The sequence below is a fragment of the Aliiglaciecola litoralis genome (assembly GCF_039523355.1).
Taxonomy (GTDB): domain Bacteria; phylum Pseudomonadota; class Gammaproteobacteria; order Enterobacterales; family Alteromonadaceae; genus Aliiglaciecola; species Aliiglaciecola litoralis.
This window is the reverse complement of sequence record NZ_BAAAFD010000007.1, coordinates 118,519-134,253: the sequence shown is the minus strand read 5'-3', so window position 1 is coordinate 134,253 and position 15,735 is coordinate 118,519. Positions and strand designations below refer to the sequence as shown.

Sequence of the window (15,735 nt, the reverse complement as noted above, 5' to 3'; positions counted from 1 at the left end):
AATCTCCAAAACCATTTGTATTAACGGTCCCTGAAATATGGCTAAACGTAAAACCGCTTTTGTATGCACCGATTGTGGAGCAGAGTTTCCTCGCTGGCAAGGACAATGTAATGATTGTCAGGCATGGAATACCTTATCAGAAGTCGTCATTGGCAATGACAAACACACCCCTGAGCGCAATTTTAAAGGCTACACAGGGCAGACGCATGCGCAAGTTGAAACCCTAGATAAAATCGACTTACAAGCATTACCTCGATTTACTGCTGGATTTAAAGAGCTCGACCGCGTGCTCGGTGGTGGTGTGGTGCCCGGCGCCGCGATGCTAATTGGCGGCTCGCCGGGCGCAGGTAAAAGTACCTTATTGTTGCAAGTAATGTGTCATTTGGCCGCCAGCAGCAGTGCGCTATATGTCACCGGTGAGGAATCACTACAGCAGGTAGCCATGCGTGCTCAGCGCTTAAATTTACCGACCTCTCAGCTCAAGGTGCTGGCGGAGACCAATGTGGAAACCATTTGTGAATTGGCGTTGATGCATAAACCTAATATTATGGTTATCGACTCTATACAAGTGATGCACATTGCCGATATTCAATCGGCACCGGGCAGCGTGTCACAAGTGCGAGAAAGTGCCGCCTTTTTAACTCGGTTTGCCAAACAACATCACATCGCGATGTTCTTAGTCGGGCATGTAACTAAAGAGGGCAGCCTCGCTGGTCCTAAGGTGCTTGAGCATTGCATCGATTGTTCGATGATGCTCGAAGGTGAGAGCGATAGCCGATTTCGCACCTTGCGTGGCAATAAAAACCGCTTTGGTGCGGTCAATGAGTTAGGTGTGTTTGCGATGACTGACAAAGGGTTAAAAGAGGTCAGTAATCCCTCAGCAATATTTTTAAGCCGTGATGAGCAGCAATCACCTGGTAGTATAGTCATGGTGGTGTGGGAAGGGACCCGCCCGCTGCTGGTAGAAATTCAAGCATTGGTTGATTATTCACAAATGGCTAACCCGCGTCGCATTGCGGTTGGCCTTGAAGTGAATCGACTTTCGATGCTGTTGGCCGTTTTGCACCGTCATGGCAATGTGCAAATGAACGATCAAGACGTATTTGTTAACGTCGTGGGTGGGGTGCGCGTCACTGAAACCAGTGCCGATTTGGCACTGCTATTGGCGATGATTTCCAGTTTTCGCAACCATATTCTACCCAAAGAATTGATTGCTTTTGGTGAAGTCGGATTAGCCGGTGAAATCCGACCGGTGCCCAATGGTACTGAGCGCATTATGGAAGCCGCGAAACACGGCTTTAAGAAAGCCATAGTGCCAAAAGGGAACAAACCAAAACAAGCCATTGCAGGTATTGAAGTGATCGCAGTATCGCGCTTATCTGAAGCGCTTGAAGCATTGTAATGGGGTTCAATTAGTCCAATATTCAACAACAATGCTGCGTGAGCGTGTATTGCTGCGCAGCATTGCACTAAAAACCTACATCAGGTTACACTGAGTCAACATTTGTTGGTTATAAGGTGTTTACTATGATCTATGACCTGAAAAGCCTAAACAAGCCACTTATCCTCATTGTCGAGGATGATCCTATCAGTGCGCTACTTACATCGTCGGCATTAACCGATATTTATAAGACACATCATGTTTCGTCCGGTCAAGAGGCATTAGATTACTGTCAGCATGTGTTACCCGATTTAATTTTAATGGACATCAGTATGCCCGGCATGGATGGCTACGCTGCATGCCGTGAATTAAAGGCCTCCTTGTCTAGTAAAGATATTCCAATCATTTTTGTGACTGGGCATACCGATATCAAATCAGAAGATGAAAGCTGGGAAGCGGGCTGTGCCGATTTTATCACTAAGCCATTTTCGACTAATACCTTACGTAAAAGGGTGAACGCCCATGTAAGCTCGAAGTTGATGACTGACAAGTTTAAACGAATGGCGACCCTAGATGGCTTAACGAATATCCAAAACCGACGATTCTTCGACGGCCATTTGACTGAAACTTTGTCAGTGTGTAACAAAACTAACCAACCATTATGTGTACTGCTGATTGATATCGATCACTTCAAACAATACAACGACGTCAATGATCATCTTGTTGGCGATGACTGTTTGCGGTTAGTTGTATCGACTATCAGAATGAAATTGAAACGCTCGGAATATTGTTTAACACGTTATAGCGGTGACGTATTTGCGTTGATTATGCCTAATTCAACACTTGAGCAAGCGACTGAATTAGCAGAAATTTTGCGCTTGGCCATAAAAAAGTTAGCCCTTCCACATTCATCTTCGCCATTTGGCGAAGTTACGGTGAGTATTGGCGGTGCCTTGGCCCAAGCACCCAATATGCACGAAACCGATTTAATGAAACGCGCTGACGCTAATCTCTACTTTGCGAAAAATGCAGGTCGAAACCAAGTCTTGGTCGATTAGCCAGAGTTCAGGTCAGCTAACTGTCCGTTAAGGCTTTAAGATCTCGTTGCAATAACGCTTCGTCACCCAAGTTCAGCTCTACAATGCGACGTAACTCAGTCATGCTGTCTAATGCCATATGATGTACTTTAAAACCAACACAATGATTAGCGCTATGGGCGATATTACCGCTCATGACGATATGATGATTTGCCCCTTGCATCTCAATAGTCAATTCAAAATCCCGTTCCAAGTCAGCTTGAAAGTCATCAGGGTAGGCTACCAGCGCGCCTTTCAAAGAGACATCAATGATGTTGGTTTGCCATTGCATATTATCTTGTTTAAGTATTGCAGGGGCAGTAAAAATGACCCTGTTGAACTGGCGTTTCTCCATCACTTCATCAACTAGCTGTGAGCTTTGAATATAGTTAAGCACAAAAAAGGCGCAATTGCGCCTTAGAGTTGAATTAGCTAACCAGAACTGTGGTGAAAATTCGCCACAGCCTAGCTTTATTTGCTGATTTTCTTGTACTTGAGTCTATGGGGCTCAATGAGATCTTCTCCTAGGGTCTCTTTCAGCCAAGCTTCATAATCTGAATAGTTACCTTCGTAGAAATTAATTTTACCTTCGTCCCTATAGTCCATCACGTGAGTCGCGACTCTATCTAGAAACCACCTGTCGTGCGAGATAACCATGACACAGCCAGGGAATTCAAGCAGCGCATTTTCCAGCGCTCGTAAGGTTTCAACATCGAGATCGTTGGTCGGCTCATCGAGTAACAGTACGTTTCCACCCGCTTTTAACAACTTAGCGAGGTGGACACGGTTTCGCTCACCACCCGATAAATCCTTAATGAATTTCTGCTGATCGGTGCCTTTAAAGTTAAAACGGCTGCAATAAGCACGACTGTTGAGCTCAAAATTACCAATTCTAATAATTTCGGAATCGTCGGATATTTCTTTATACACCGTGTTTTTCTCGTTCATATGATCACGAAATTGCTCAACACTGGCGAGCTGCACGGTTTCACCTAAAACGATGTCTCCTGAATCAGGTTTTTCTTGGCCTGTTAACATCCGAAACAAGGTGGATTTACCTGCACCGTTAGGACCAATAATGCCGACAATAGCGCCTTTGGGCACCTTGAACGTTAAGTCGTCAATAAGCAGACGGTCACCGTAAGATTTAGAAAGGTTGGTCACCTCAATAACCTTGTCACCCAAACGCTCACCAGGTGGGATGAACAATTCGTTGGTTTCGTTGCGCTTTTGATAATCGCCAGTGGTTAACTCATCAAATCGCGCCATCCGCGCTTTGCTCTTAGCATGGCGGCCTTTGGGGTTAGTACGTACCCACTCTAGTTCCTGTTTAATCGAACGTTGTCGCGCGTTTTCGGTTCTTTCTTCTTGAGCGAGACGTTGATCTTTTTGCTCTAGCCATGAGGAGTAGTTACCTTCCCATGGGATCCCTTGGCCACGGTCAAGTTCCAATATCCAACCTGCCACGTTGTCTAGAAAGTAACGGTCATGGGTAATGGCCACTACGGTTCCTTCATAATCGTGAAGGAACCGTTCCAACCAGGCTACCGATTCCGCATCTAAGTGGTTAGTGGGTTCGTCAAGCAACAACATGTCAGGCTTTTCTAATAGTAAACGGCACAGCGCCACGCGACGTCGTTCACCACCAGATAACGTGCTTACATCAGCATCCCAAGGCGGCAATCGCAGTGCGTCTGCGGCTCGCTCTAAGGCATTATCTAAGTTATGCCCGTCTTTAGCTTGAATAATCGCTTCCAACTCGCCTTGCTCTTTTGCTAGTGCATCAAAATCTGCATCTTCTTCGGCATAGGCGGCATAAACCTCATCCAGTCGCTTAATGGCATGGGCAACATCAGCCACCGCTTCTTCAATGTTGCCGCGAACGTCTTTGCTCTCGTCAAGTTGCGGCTCTTGTGGAAGGTAACCTATTTTTAGACCTGGTTGTGGGCGAGCTTCGCCTTCAATTTCCTTATCAATGCCTGCCATAATGCGCAGTAAGGTAGATTTACCCGCTCCGTTTAAACCCAACACACCAATTTTGGCGCCTGGAAAAAAACTCAGCGAGATATCTTTAAGGATGTATCTATTAGGGGGAACAATCTTCCCCACTCGGTGCATGCTATATACGTATTGTGCCATGATAATTCTGTGTAATTAAACGTGGCCATAGTGTAATCCAGACCGTCAATAAGGCCAACGAAAGTCAGCAACATTTTTTTATTTACGCGTGTATGCAGGGTTGGGTTCCCCCTATCGAGCGCCAAAACGCCTATACTGGGGGGAGTTAAACAAGCTGTTGAAAAAGTGGAGTTAATATGAAGTGGGGAATTATTGGTCCAGGTGCCATTGCTCAACAATTTGCTGCCGCGCTTAAGTTCTCAGAACGTGGCGAGCTTTATGCGGTAGCCAGTCGTAATTTGCAACGGGCTGGAGAGTTCGCTTGTCGATTTGGGGCTACAATTTCCTACGGTGATTATGAGTCTTTGATTGGCGACGACCAAGTAGATGCCATTTACATTGCGACACCGCACTCACATCATTTTCACTACGCAGCATTATGTTTGCAGGCTAACAAGCATCTGTTATTGGAAAAGCCTCTTACCGTTAATGCGGCGCAAACCGAGTATCTGGTTGCCCTTGCAGAGCAGCATCAGTGCGTATTGCAAGAAGCCTTGTGGAGTCGCTTCATGCCGTGTTTCGCACAGGTTAAACAGTGGATGGCAAATGACATTGGACAAGTGCAGTATATCAGTTCACAAATTGGCTTTGCGTTTTCGCATTTGCGTAACCATCGAATTACTAGTCCAGCCTTAGCGGGCGGCGCTTTGTTGGATCTCGGTGTTTACAGTATCAGTATTAGCCAATATTTGCTGGCGGAGTATCCATCGCAGATACAGGCGCTTGGGCTGCTCAATAATGATCAGGTTGATCAAAACACCTTGGTCAATTTAAGCTACCCATCTGGCGTGACAAGTCAGTTTGTATGTACCATAGGCGCTCAAAGTTCGAACGTGATGACAATTCACGGCAAACAAGGCTACATTCAGATACCTCGCTATTTTTGGAACGGTGAACAAGCGCAATTGTTCCAAGACGACAAGTTGGTTGAAACAATTGACTTTCCTCATCCAACCAATGGATTTGAGTATCAAATTGAATCGGTCATGGATTCAGTTGAACAAGGGCGATTGTGCGATCCTAGAATGAATCATCAAGACAGTATCAATGTGATGAAAACACTCGATGAAGTACGCCGACAGATAGGATTACAATTTCCCATTGAGATTGAATCACTGAATTAACGCCAAAGGCGATAATTCATTGTGTTTTAACTGTGTACATCGCGCTTAAAATGACTAGAATAACGGCTCATTTTTTATCTATCGAATTTTGCTTCGCTGCAGAAACTTAAGTTTCCCCTTAAGTTAAGACTGCAGCCACTGCCGTGCCAAGATGTTGAGGAGACACCCATGCTAAAGCGCAACATGAATATTGCTGACTTTGACCCTGAATTACATGCTGCTATTGAACAAGAAACTCAGCGTCAAGAGCACCATATTGAACTGATCGCATCAGAAAACTATTGTAGCCCGCGAGTACTGGAAGCCCAAGGCTCTCAGTTAACTAATAAATATGCGGAAGGCTACCCGCACAAGCGTTATTACGGTGGTTGTGAATACGTGGACATTGCTGAAGACTTAGCAATTGAACGTGCTAAACAATTATTTGGCGCCGATTACGCCAACGTACAACCGCACTCTGGCTCTCAAGCTAACTCGGCAGTGTTTATGGCTTTATTGAATGCCGGAGACACCGTATTAGGTATGAGTCTAGCCCACGGTGGTCACTTAACGCATGGCTCTCATGTTAACTTCTCGGGTAAAACCTATAATGCAGTGCAATACGGTTTATGTGAAAAAACCGGTGAAATCGACATGCAGCAAGTTGAAGCATTAGCCTTAGAGCACAAACCTAAAATGATCATCGGTGGTTTTTCTGCTTATTCGGGCATAGTGGATTGGCAGAAGTTTCGTGAAATTGCCGATAAAGTCGGTGCTTATTTGTTGGTCGACATGGCCCACGTTGCAGGCCTTGTGGCCGCTGGGGTTTATCCTAATCCATTGCCACATGCGCACGTTGTCACCACCACAACTCACAAGACCTTAGCTGGCCCTCGCGGCGGCCTTATTGTGTCTTCATGTGGTGATGAAACTATTTATAAAAAATTGAATAGTTCAGTCTTCCCAGGTAACCAAGGTGGTCCATTGTGTCATGTGATTGCCGCTAAAGCGGTGGCATTTAAAGAAGCACTACAACCTGAGTTCAAAGTGTATCAGCAAAACGTGATCGCAAATGCCAAGGCCATGGTCAAAGTGTTGCAAGACCGTGGTTACAAAATCGTCTCTGGCGGTACTGATAACCATTTGTTTTTACTCGATTTAATTGACAAAGATATCACAGGTAAAGACGCTGATGCCGCTTTGGGTCGTGCCAATATTACCGTTAATAAAAACTCGGTGCCTAATGATCCCCGTTCACCTTTTGTGACCAGTGGATTGCGCATTGGCTCTCCAGCAATAACGCGCCGTGGCTTTGAGCAAGCGGAAGCTGAGCAAGTGGCAAATTGGATGTGTGATGTATTAGACAACATTGAAGATGAAGCCACCATCGCTCGAGTGAAAAGCGAAGTGGTGACATTGTGTAAGCGATTCCCCGTTTACGGTTAGTCAGGTCGCTAACAATCAAAGCCGCAAACATCGTTAGGTGTTTTTGCGGCTTTTTTATTTAAGGGGCTAAAATGACGCGTAACCCACCGGGTTTTTTGATGGCAGTTGGCATCCTTTTTTGTTGGTTTGCCATGCAATTTATCATGGGCATGCTGCTCTACGGCGCATTTCCGCAGTTACAAAGCAACTTGTGGCTTAATTTGCTTATCAATGGCATTGCCACTGTTGTTATTGTTCAAGCCGTGCTCAAACATACCCAATACTCACTTAGCTCGTTGTTTGATGCCAGCCCCAATCAATTCATTAGTACCGCGACTGTGCTTTTCCCTTTAGTTGGATTGACCGTACTTGGGTCGCTATGGTGGTTTGCCGATCTACAAAATTGGTTAGCTTTCTATTTACCTGAAGATGAGGCGGGAATGGCATATCTGGTTGAATTGATGTCGGGTGGTTTAATAACGCTGGTAGCCTTAAGTATATTTGCACCTGTTGTCGAAGAAGTGATATTTCGAGGCATCATTTTGCGTGGATTTTTACACCACTACCCGGCGCATCTCGCTATCGTGTTATCGGCAACCTTGTTTGCGGTATTTCATTTTAATCTTTACCAGTTTCTTGCCGCATTTGTATTAGGGATATTTTTTGGTTGGCTTTATTACAAAACCCGCTCATTGTGGCCCTGTATCTTTGGCCACAGCTGCTACAACACGGCCGCTTATTTGATGTATGACGGCGAAACGCAATTTCAGTGGAATACGCTAACAACTAATCTGTTTACCTTCAGTGTATCCGTTGCGGGTGTGTATCTATTAAGTCGGATTCTTCATAAAGGGATGAGTTGAACTAGGTATTAACAATGAAGTTGATACCAGCACTATCACAATGGCGTGAAGTGATGGTCAATCTATCGTTTTCACCATATATAAAAAAACCTCGCATTGGCGAGGTTTTTTATTCATGCCTGAAAATCGTTAGAATTTCTTGCGTTTAGCCATGCCAAAACCAGCAAGCCCAAAGCCCAGCAAGGCAAGCGTCATTGGCTCTGGAACTTCGACACGCGTCAACTGCCAAGAGTTGCCGGTATTACCATCGTTTATTTCACTATTACATATTGATAAATTATCGAAGCACATGCCTGTCTGAGCCTGAATACCTTCATCAACGAACTCAGGAACTTGGAGGAAATAGTTTGTGTAGTCGAATGTGGCGGGAAAAGTGGCATCATCCATAAACACAAAATTATTAAGCGTGCCGTCGAAAGAAACGACACCACCGGAAACCCAAAAGCAGCCAGTATCTTCGCATTCAATTCGATAATCAAACAAGGGCGCAGTTAACTCCACATCGTTAACTGAGACGATGATATCCGACAAATTTTCAATTAAATTGCCGTTTTGGTCACCGCTGAAACTTCCTTGAACGCTATCGCCATTATTGTTGAAGGTGTAGCTAAACTCAAAAAGTCCAGCTTGCGCCATAAATGGCGACAGTGCTACAAGTGCAGCAAAAATTTTAGTCATTGATTTCATGATACTACTTCCCTAATTAAAATATTATTTTCTTAATGTTACCGAACAGAGACATGTTAGCAAAATTCACGCCACGGTTTAAATTTTTGATATTTATAGGAATTTCCTCTAATTAAATTCTTGTCAATAATAACTGTAAAAAATGCTGACGTTTTTATAGGTTAACAGTAGAGGCCATAAAAAAGCACACAGTGATTGTGTGATAAATCAACCACGGTTTGGTGTGGTTCGTGTCAAAGTAAAATTCTAATTTCACATAATCGGATCCGAATAACTAATCGATTGTCTTATTCTTATCGAATATTGGCTTTGTCGTTACTGTCTCAATGTCATAAAAGACCCATAATAGGATTCCAATGAAAAAGGAATCCGCCATGTCTTCATCCGTATCACACGTTCCCGCCGCACCGGCCGAGCAAGCGAAACATCATTTCGCACAATTATTACGTTTTGAAACTGACTGTTGGGACACTCACTTTGCAATGACCAATAATCGAATGGACTTCGTGTTGCTCGATGTGCGCAGTGCTCTGTTATTCGCGCAAGGGCATCTGCCAAATGCGCTGAGCTTGCCGCACAAATCTATTGATAACGATAGACTTGCCGATTATCCAGCGGATACGCTATTTGTGGTGTATTGTGCCGGTCCCCATTGCAACGGGGCTGACAAAGCAGCATTGAAGCTCGCAGCGCTAAATCGACCGGTAAAAAAGCTGATTGGTGGGGTGACGGGGTGGTTAGATGAAGGCTTTGATTTAGTCAAAGACTAACAAGGCGACTGTCGGGATAAGGAGCTGCTGCTTGCCTTAGTGTTATTTAATTTCTTACAAAGCCGGTATTTAATTCGTTTTATTCACCTCGAGCGTGTTTTTGCAAGGCAAACACCTGTAAATTTGCTGGTTTTTTTGCTAATTTAGCGGCACATTTTTATCCTAGAGCAATTTATTCTATGTTTTGTCCGTTTTGCGCTGAGCAGGAAACCAAAGTCATTGACTCGCGACTGGTAGCGGAAGGCCATCAAGTACGCCGTCGTCGCGAGTGCACCGCTTGCCATGAACGATTTACTACCTTTGAAATTGCAGAGTTAGTCATGCCAAGGGTGATAAAGCGCGATGGTTCCAGAGAGCCGTTTAACGAAGACAAACTGCGTGCCGGGTTATTACGTGCGTTGGAAAAGCGCCCGGTGAGTACTGAAAAAGTCGAACATTGTATTAGCCAACTTAAGTCTTCGTTACGGGCGACAGGCGAGCGCGAAATAAGCAGTGAGTTTTTAGGTGAATTGATCATGGATGCACTGAAAACGCTCGACAAAGTCGCTTACGTCCGATTCGCATCGGTTTACCGTTCGTTTGAGGATATCCGCGAGTTTGGTGAAGAAATTGCCAAGTTAGGCGACTAATTACCATTATGAGTTTACCTACCTTTTCCGCTAGCGATCATCAATTCATGGCATTAGCCCTGCAATTGGCTGAAAAAGGCCGGTATACCACTACCCCAAATCCAAATGTCGGTTGCGTGATAGTAAATCAACACCAGCATGTAGTGGGGCAGGGATGGCATTACCAAGCCGGTACTCCTCATGCTGAAATTCATGCCTTGAACATGGCAGGGAAACAGGCAAACAATGCCACCGCTTATGTGACCCTTGAGCCATGCAGCCACACCGGCCGCACAGGTCCTTGCGCAGATGCGCTCATCAAAGCTGGGGTCAAGCGCGTGGTCGCGGCCATGGTCGATCCTAATCCTCAAGTATCTGGGCGGGGCTTAGCCAAATTGGCCGAGCAGGGAATAGCAGTGTCTCACGGGCTGATGGAACAACAGGCGCGCAATCTAAACCGTGGGTTTATTAAACGTATGACCCTATCTCGCCCGTGGGTCACGCTCAAATTAGCCGCCAGCCTCGATGGTAAAACAGCTTTAGCGAACGGTGCTAGCCAGTGGATCACTGATGAATATGCCCGACAAGATGTACAACGCCATCGCGCCATGAGTTGTGCCATTTTAACTGGCTCGGGTACGGCATTGGCGGATAATCCCAGTCTCAACGTACGTTATGATGAACTCGGTCAGTTGCAAGAAGCAATTGATCCCAAGCAGTTGCGGCAGCCGTTGCGAGTGGTATTAGACGGCAAAAATCAGCTGACTGACAAGTTAAAAATGTTTGGCTTAGATGGTCTAAATATGGTGATCAACCGTACTCCAAATCGTCAATTACCTGCTCACGTGCAGCAACAACAGGTAGGCGCTATTGGCAACAAATTGGATCTGAAACAGGTATTGTCGGTACTGGCAGAACAACAAATTAACCAGCTTTGGGTAGAGGCTGGTGGTTTGCTTGCCGGGGCCTTGGTAGAACAAAATTTGGTGGACGAATTGATTTTATATCAAGCGCCCAAATTATTAGGGGATAAAGGACAAAACCTATTCGTTATGTCTGAGATGACCACGATGAGCGAGGCAAAACGATTACGTTGGTCTTCAATCAAACAAGTGGGTGATTCGCTAAAATTGACTGCCGAATTTTCGTCAGTCCCTGTATGATATAGCCAATGAGTAACGAGAACGGTTTTTCAACCTCCACTTGTTGATTTTCTGCGCGAAGATACGAACTAAATTATTGAGAGTGTATGTTTACTGGAATAATTGAAGATGTTGGCAAAATCGCCAAATTACAGCCTCAAGGAGACGACATTCGTCTTACCGTGGCGGTCAACAAATTAGATATGTCTGATGTGCGCTTGGGCGATAGTATTGCTACCAATGGCGTGTGTCTTACGGTAGTCGATTTTTCAGACTCACACTACAGTGTTGATGTTTCCCCTGAGACCATTAAACGTTCGGGTTTCGCTGACTATCAGGCTGGCAGCAAGGTGAATTTAGAAAAAGCCATGCAACCGACTTCTCGATTTGGTGGGCACATCGTCAGTGGCCACGTCGATGGCGTAGGCACCATCATCACGATTAATCAAATCGATCGCTGGGTAGAAATCTGGATCCAAGCACCAGACTCTTTAGCGAAATATATCTCTGAAAAGGGTTCAATAACAGTTGATGGTGTGAGTTTAACGGTCAACGATGTTGATGGTGCTAAATTCATGTTGACCCTGATCCCCCATACACTTGAAGAAACCATCATTGGCTCATACAAAGTGGGTGGCAAAGTGAATTTGGAAGTCGATCTTATTGCGCGATATTTAGAGCGTTTGATGCAAGGTGACAATGCGGCTAAAAGTCAGCATAACAAAGGCATTGATATGCAGTTCCTAGCCGAAAATGGCTTCTTAAAATAGTCTAACAAGACAAAACAACCCTACAAAAATAACGTTGAGAGTACCTACACATGGCCTTACACAGCATTGCAGAAATAATTGAAGATATAAAACAAGGCAAAATGGTTATCTTAATGGATGATGAAGATCGCGAAAATGAAGGCGATCTGATCATGGCCGCTGAATATGTCACGCCAGAAGCGATTAATTTCATGGTTACTCATGCCCGTGGCTTGGTCTGTTTACCGATGACCGAAGAGCGCTGCAAGCGGTTGAATTTACCCTTAATGGTAGATAACAACGGTGCGCAGTTTTCGACTAATTTCACGGTATCCATTGAAGCTGCAGAAGGAGTTACTACCGGTATTTCTGCTGCCGATCGTGCTAAAACCATTCTGGCTGCTGTCAACGCTGATGCTAAGCCCAGTGATATTGTGCAGCCAGGGCATATCTTTCCGCTAATTGCTAAAGAGGGTGGAGTGCTCAACCGCGCAGGGCATACTGAAGCGGGTGTCGACCTAGCCAGACTAGCAGGAGCTGAGCCGGCGTCGGTCATTGTTGAGATACTCAACGAAGACGGCAGTATGGCAAGACGTCCTGAGTTGGAAAAATTTGCCGCAAAACACGATTTGAAAATTGGCACCATTGCCGATCTCATCGAATATCGTAATCTATATGAAACCACCATCGAAAAAGTTGCTAGCTGCAAGTTGCCTACTCGCTATGGCGAGTTTGATTTGGTGACCTTTAAAGATGTCATCGATGATCAAATTCACTTTGCTTTGTGTAAAGGCCAGATTGACGGAGAAACCCCGACCTTGGTTCGGGTTCATCTGCATAATACCTTTAGTGATTTGCTTGGATCTGAACGCAACATTGAGCGCAGCATGGGATTACCCGAAGCGATGCAAAAGATTTCTGAAGATGGCGGTGTGTTGGTGCTGCTGGGTAAGCAAGAAGATTTGATCATGCAGGTTCAACAATTCGAAGCGGAAGATAAAGGCGAAAAACCAATCAATGCAAAATACCAAGGTACCTCACGCACAGTTGGCGTGGGCAGCCAAATATTGGCAACCTTGGGTGTTCGCAAAATGCGTCTGCTTAGTAAACCGAAAAAGTATCATGCGTTATCTGGTTATGGCCTGGAAGTGGTTGACTACATTTACTAATTTGGTAAACAGCCGCGTGGGCCATCACTGCAACGTTTTATACAAGCAAACCCACTGTTTTAAACGTTTGGGTTTCACCCATGGTGTGCTACAATGCGCGCCGTTTTTCCTATAGGACTAGTAAGCCATGAATATCATCGAAGGTAATGTTCGCGCAACAGGTAAAAAGTTTGCGCTTGTTGTTTCTCGTTTTAACAGCTTTGTTGTAGAAAGTCTGGTAGACGGCGCCCTAGACACGTTAGAGCGTGTGGGTGAAGTTAACGAACAAGATATTACCTTAGTGCGCGTTCCCGGTGCCTATGAGTTACCTATTGTTGCAAAGAAAATCGCGGAGCTTAAAAAATTCGACGCCATCATTGCTTTAGGTGCAGTGATCCGCGGCGGCACTCCACATTTCGAATTTGTTGCTGGCGAGTGTAATAAAGGACTTGCGCAAGTCTCTTTAGAATACGGCATTCCAGTATCTTTTGGCGTGATCACCACCGATAGCATCGAACAAGCGATTGAACGTTCGGGCACTAAAGCGGGTAACAAGGGCGCAGAAGCGGCCATGGGCGCGCTAGAAATGGTCAATGTCATTGCGCAAATCGAAGAGGCATAATTAGTGAAACCCGCTGCACGCAGAAAAGCCAGAGAACTTGCTGTTCAAGCTGTTTATTCATGGCAGATGAGCAATAACCCAGTTGAACAAATAGAGTTAAGTATTGCCACCAGTAACAACATGGAAAAAGTCGATATGGGCTATTTCCAAGAAGTGTTGCGTGCAGTTGTCAATGACACAGAAACGCTGGATAAAGCGATTAAACCGTATTTAGGCCGTCTACCTGAAGAGCTCGATGTAGTAGAAAAGGCGATTTTACGTATCGCTACCTATGAACTTACTGCGCGAGTTGATGTCCCTTATAAAGTCGTGATCAATGAATCGATAGAATTGGCAAAGTCATTCGGCGCTGAAGAAAGTCACAAGTTTATCAACGGCGTGCTCGATAAAGCTGTAAAAACTCTCCGCAAACACGAACTATCTTTTAAAGAGTAATGTGAAAGAATTCGATATTATTGAGCGCTTTTTTAATCAAAAGTGCCATCAGCGCAAGGATGTGATCCATGGTATTGGTGATGATTGTGCTATTACGCGTGTACCTGAAGGTTTAAATTTAGCGATTACCACGGATACGCTGATCAGTGGCGTCCACTTTCCCATTGATACGCCGCCAGAAGCGATTGCGCACAAAGCCTTAGCCGTTAATTTAAGTGATTTGGCTGCGATGGGGGCTGAGCCAGCATGGTACAGTCTTTCATTGAGTCTGCCTGAAGTTGATGAAAACTGGTTAGAAGCATTTTCAACGTCCTTGTTTGAATTATCCCGTTATTATTCTATCCAACTGATCGGTGGCGATACAGTGCAAGGCCCCCTAAGCGTGACTATTACTGCGCATGGTTTCGTGCCAAATGAAAGCCCACTGACACGCAGCGGCGCTAAACCCGGTGACATGATCTATGTTTCTGGAACTTTGGGTGATGCAGGTGTTGGACTGGACATCCAAAAAGGCAAACTCATCGCCAGCGAGCATTGTGTTCAGTACCTAATTAATCGTTTGTATTATCCCTCACCAAGGCTATTGGCAGGCACTGCACTGCGCCGCATCGCCTCCTCTTGTATTGATTTGTCCGATGGTTTAATCAGAGACATTCAACACGTGCTAAAAGCATCCGAATGTGGCGCACGCATACAAGTCGATAAGCTACCGTTGTCAGTTGCTCTTAAAGAAAGCGTTGATGTAGAAGATGCCTATTCCTATGCGTTAGGCGCAGGTGATGACTACGAGCTGCTGTTTACCGTGAGTGAGGAAAATAAAGGCACCTTGGATATCGCGCTAGCCAATGCCAATATCAGTGCAACCTGCATTGGCCACATCACCGGAATAAAACAAAAATTAGAACTTCGTTTTGAAGATCAGCCTTATCAGTCGTTGCGTTCAGGTTTCGAGCATTTCAGCTGATGCACTCTTCATTGCGAGAAAGAGTCTCACTTCGTAACCCCGCACATTTTTTAGCATTAGGCTTTGGCTCAGGATTGGCTCCCAAAATGCCAGGCACCTTTGGCTCTTTAGCCGCGTTGCCACTGATATTTTTATGCGCACACTATTTGAGTTTCTCAGCTTATTTGGCGTTTACCTTAATCGCGAGTGTTGTCGGAATTTGGGTGTGCGGTAAAACGGCAGAAGACATGGGAGTGCATGACGATTCATCGATTGTTTGGGACGAGGTTGCAGGGATGTTAATTGCCATGCTGGCAGTGCCATTCACCTTTACCAATGTGATTATCGCATTCGCGCTATTTCGATTTTTTGATATCTTAAAACCTTGGCCTATCAGTGTACTCGACAAAAATCTGCATGGCGGATTGGGCATTATGCTCGATGATATTGCAGCAGGCGCTGCGACCATGGGTGTGATGCACTTGTTATTTTATGTAGAGTGGATTTAGCAATTCACTCATTGCTCAATTAAGCTGATGCCACTGCTGGTATTATCTTATCGATATCCCCATTTCTGTTAAAGAGCGTCTCAAAGGTCAAACCTT

At 45.1% G+C, this 15,735-nt stretch carries 17 protein-coding genes; 14 read left to right on the top strand and 3 right to left on the bottom strand.

Annotated elements, in window-relative coordinates; all coding sequences use genetic code 11:
* Positions 1 to 37 precede the first annotated feature (37 nt).
* Both radA and ABD036_RS12855 read left to right on the top strand, forming a co-directional pair.
* Positions 38 to 1,402, top strand: coding sequence for a DNA repair protein RadA (gene radA / locus ABD036_RS12860; protein ID WP_343860535.1), 1,365 nt, complete (start codon positions 38 to 40; stop codon positions 1,400 to 1,402).
* 125 nt (positions 1,403 to 1,527) lie between these two features.
* A complete protein-coding gene (locus tag ABD036_RS12855; RefSeq protein ID WP_343860534.1) occupies positions 1,528 to 2,439 on the top strand; it encodes a GGDEF domain-containing response regulator in 912 nt (303 codons plus the stop codon).
* Between the two features lie 16 nt (positions 2,440 to 2,455).
* Here ABD036_RS12855 and ABD036_RS12850 read toward each other — a convergent pair whose 3' ends face one another.
* A complete protein-coding gene (locus ABD036_RS12850; protein ID WP_343860532.1) occupies positions 2,456 to 2,854 on the bottom strand; it encodes a PilZ domain-containing protein in 399 nt (132 codons plus the stop codon).
* A 74-nt stretch (positions 2,855 to 2,928) separates the two neighbouring features.
* On the bottom strand, positions 2,929 to 4,596 hold the full coding sequence (gene ettA / locus ABD036_RS12845) for an energy-dependent translational throttle protein EttA (RefSeq protein ID WP_343860530.1): 1,668 nt from the start codon (positions 4,594 to 4,596) through the stop codon (positions 2,929 to 2,931).
* A gap of 176 nt (positions 4,597 to 4,772) precedes the next feature.
* Here ettA and ABD036_RS12840 point away from each other — a divergent pair, with 176 nt between their 5' ends.
* The 3 genes from ABD036_RS12840 (at position 4,773) to ABD036_RS12830 (ending at position 8,026) form a co-directional block, all read left to right on the top strand.
* A complete protein-coding gene (locus ABD036_RS12840) occupies positions 4,773 to 5,759 on the top strand; it encodes a Gfo/Idh/MocA family protein (protein ID WP_343860528.1) in 987 nt (328 codons plus the stop codon).
* A gap of 168 nt (positions 5,760 to 5,927) precedes the next feature.
* Positions 5,928 to 7,184, top strand: a complete 1,257-nt coding sequence (glyA, locus tag ABD036_RS12835; protein ID WP_343860526.1) for a serine hydroxymethyltransferase — start codon at positions 5,928 to 5,930, stop codon at positions 7,182 to 7,184.
* A 71-nt stretch (positions 7,185 to 7,255) separates the two neighbouring features.
* Complete coding sequence (locus ABD036_RS12830) at positions 7,256 to 8,026, top strand: CPBP family intramembrane glutamic endopeptidase (protein WP_343860524.1); 771 nt, start codon at positions 7,256 to 7,258, stop codon at positions 8,024 to 8,026.
* 129 nt (positions 8,027 to 8,155) lie between these two features.
* On the opposite strand, the gene ABD036_RS12825 is transcribed toward ABD036_RS12830, so the two are convergent.
* Entirely contained in the window at positions 8,156 to 8,713 is a 558-nt protein-coding gene (locus tag ABD036_RS12825; protein ID WP_343860522.1) for a PEP-CTERM sorting domain-containing protein, read from the bottom strand.
* A gap of 374 nt (positions 8,714 to 9,087) precedes the next feature.
* Here ABD036_RS12825 and ABD036_RS12820 point away from each other — a divergent pair, with 374 nt between their 5' ends.
* From ABD036_RS12820 to ABD036_RS12780, 9 genes are all read left to right on the top strand, one after another.
* Positions 9,088 to 9,483 carry a rhodanese-like domain-containing protein gene (locus ABD036_RS12820; RefSeq protein ID WP_343860520.1) on the top strand — a complete coding sequence of 132 codons (396 nt, stop codon included), beginning with the start codon at positions 9,088 to 9,090 and terminating at the stop codon, positions 9,481 to 9,483.
* A gap of 179 nt (positions 9,484 to 9,662) precedes the next feature.
* Positions 9,663 to 10,112, top strand: coding sequence for a transcriptional regulator NrdR (gene nrdR, locus ABD036_RS12815; protein ID WP_343860518.1), 450 nt, complete (start codon positions 9,663 to 9,665; stop codon positions 10,110 to 10,112).
* A gap of 8 nt (positions 10,113 to 10,120) precedes the next feature.
* Positions 10,121 to 11,254, top strand: coding sequence for a bifunctional diaminohydroxyphosphoribosylaminopyrimidine deaminase/5-amino-6-(5-phosphoribosylamino)uracil reductase RibD (gene ribD, locus ABD036_RS12810; protein ID WP_343860516.1), 1,134 nt, complete (start codon positions 10,121 to 10,123; stop codon positions 11,252 to 11,254).
* A gap of 86 nt (positions 11,255 to 11,340) precedes the next feature.
* Positions 11,341 to 12,003: a riboflavin synthase gene (locus ABD036_RS12805; protein ID WP_343860514.1), complete on the top strand. Its 663-nt coding sequence runs from the start codon at positions 11,341 to 11,343 to the stop codon at positions 12,001 to 12,003.
* A gap of 50 nt (positions 12,004 to 12,053) precedes the next feature.
* On the top strand, positions 12,054 to 13,151 hold the full coding sequence (gene ribBA / locus ABD036_RS12800; protein WP_343860512.1) for a bifunctional 3,4-dihydroxy-2-butanone-4-phosphate synthase/GTP cyclohydrolase II: 1,098 nt from the start codon (positions 12,054 to 12,056) through the stop codon (positions 13,149 to 13,151).
* Positions 13,152 to 13,278: 127 nt separating this feature from the next.
* Positions 13,279 to 13,752, top strand: coding sequence for a 6,7-dimethyl-8-ribityllumazine synthase (gene ribH / locus ABD036_RS12795; protein ID WP_343860510.1), 474 nt, complete (start codon positions 13,279 to 13,281; stop codon positions 13,750 to 13,752).
* A gap of 3 nt (positions 13,753 to 13,755) precedes the next feature.
* Positions 13,756 to 14,187, top strand: coding sequence for a transcription antitermination factor NusB (gene nusB, locus ABD036_RS12790; RefSeq protein WP_343860508.1), 432 nt, complete (start codon positions 13,756 to 13,758; stop codon positions 14,185 to 14,187).
* Position 14,188: 1 nt separating this feature from the next.
* The gene (gene thiL / locus ABD036_RS12785) at positions 14,189 to 15,151 is read left to right on the top strand and encodes a thiamine-phosphate kinase (protein ID WP_343860506.1); all 963 of its coding nucleotides are present in this window, start codon (positions 14,189 to 14,191) and stop codon (positions 15,149 to 15,151) included.
* Entirely contained in the window at positions 15,151 to 15,639 is a 489-nt protein-coding gene (locus ABD036_RS12780; RefSeq protein WP_343860504.1) for a phosphatidylglycerophosphatase A family protein, read from the top strand. Before thiL ends, ABD036_RS12780 begins: the two co-directional genes overlap by 1 nt.
* Positions 15,640 to 15,735: the final 96 nt, after the last annotated feature.